1 protein-coding gene is annotated in these 1568 nt (G+C 32.4%); it reads right to left on the reverse strand.

From position 1 onward, the window contains the following. Positions 1–831: 831 nt before the first annotated feature. Positions 832–1017 (reverse strand): hypothetical protein, encoded by a 186-nt coding sequence (locus tag ASJ81_RS12490; protein WP_095644722.1) that lies wholly within the window; start codon positions 1015–1017, stop codon positions 832–834. Positions 1018–1568 lie beyond the last annotated feature (551 nt).

Genomic DNA, 1568 nt, shown 5'->3' on the forward strand with positions numbered 1-1568 from the left:
CAAAATATGATAAGGGAAAATGGAAAAACTATTATATTTTTTATGCGGTTGAAAATCCCTTAAATTTGAAGAGGATACGTAAAAATAGAAAAAAAGCCTACATACATTATGGATAACAAAAAACTTGCAAGTATGTGCCCAGTTCCACCAACATTAAGAGAACTGTTGAAGAAACAAAAGGAACTAGAAATGAAAGAAAAGGAAAAATATTTCAAACCTTGAATTGACAAAAATACATCCGAATTTCAGCAGGAAAGACTGCAATTTCTAATGAGAAAAGACTAGGACTTACGCACTTGAGGTATAAAATCAAGAACATTTAGCGTTGTGACTGGTTCAGTGTTAGATAGTCAGTGTTTTAGATAGTTGAAGGTTTAATGCTATCGGTTTCTCAGTTCAACCGCGTAAGTCCTACCTATGCAATTATCGGCCTTGAACTATAAGCCTACATTCGGCAGCAAGCACATTCTAACACTTAAATATTCTTCATCATTAGTTTTTGTAGTTTCAGTTAAAAATCAGTATCATGAGGACTAGATATCTATTCTGATTTGTCGTTTCTCTCCTTTTGTTACAAATATATATTAATAATGTTATGGTTAACATTTAGTAATTTTTAATTTAAATTTAATTTAAATAGTTCTGAAAAAAACGATATCAATAGAAAAATTGAATGAATTTTTATGTCGACCTGCCGAAAGCAGGATAAGCATTAATATGCCATGAAAATATCTTCTGCTCTTCAAAATTTAGTTTTTGAAAAAAAGACAAAATGCTTAATTCAATGTGGATTGCACAAAAAGTGATAAAAATAATGCGATAAAAATAAAGTTATAAAGATATCGTCTCGAGCTTTGCCCGTTTGAAAATAGCAGTTACCCTTCCTTCTTCATCAATATCACTCTTGATAAAAACCAGTTCCCAGCCTTCGTTTCCGATTCTTTCAAGGTCGCTCATTTGTTGTGGCGTGTTAAAACCATCAATCCTGCGAGAATCATACTCCCATAAATGTATCATTTAATATCCCCCTATTAAAGATAAAGATAAATTTTGTAATTTATATATTGCAATGAAACTATAAATAATCCAAACAGAAGGAAAAAAGCAATTCATTTTTTGCAAATGGTACGCATGTGTGTACATATCAAAGGTCTTGGTAGCATATCAAAAGTTATATAAAATCACAAATATCAAGAAGTTATTGTGTAGAAAATTCGACATGCTGCCAAAATCTGGAAAACAACTAATTTTTTATCTCAAAAGGTTGATGTTATTCCGGATATTTTAGCTCATGCAGCTCTGAGACAATCTCGCCGAAGTTTGCAGCATTCTTGTGATTTTCCACAGGATCTTTTACATTTCCTTTCACGTTTGCATAGTACCCTTTCGCGCTTGAGCGACCTTTTTATATGTTTTGTATCCTGAAATTATTTTGTAGATTCATAATCATTGAGGAGTTTAATACATGATATAATGGAGTAATACTCGCATCCTTATTATACTGCTCACTTTCCGCAGGTGCGACAAGAAGCTATACTATGAATCGCGCCATTACGCTACCTCTTCCA

The sequence above is a fragment of the Methanosarcina spelaei genome (genome assembly GCF_002287235.1).
Taxonomy (GTDB): domain Archaea; phylum Halobacteriota; class Methanosarcinia; order Methanosarcinales; family Methanosarcinaceae; genus Methanosarcina; species Methanosarcina spelaei.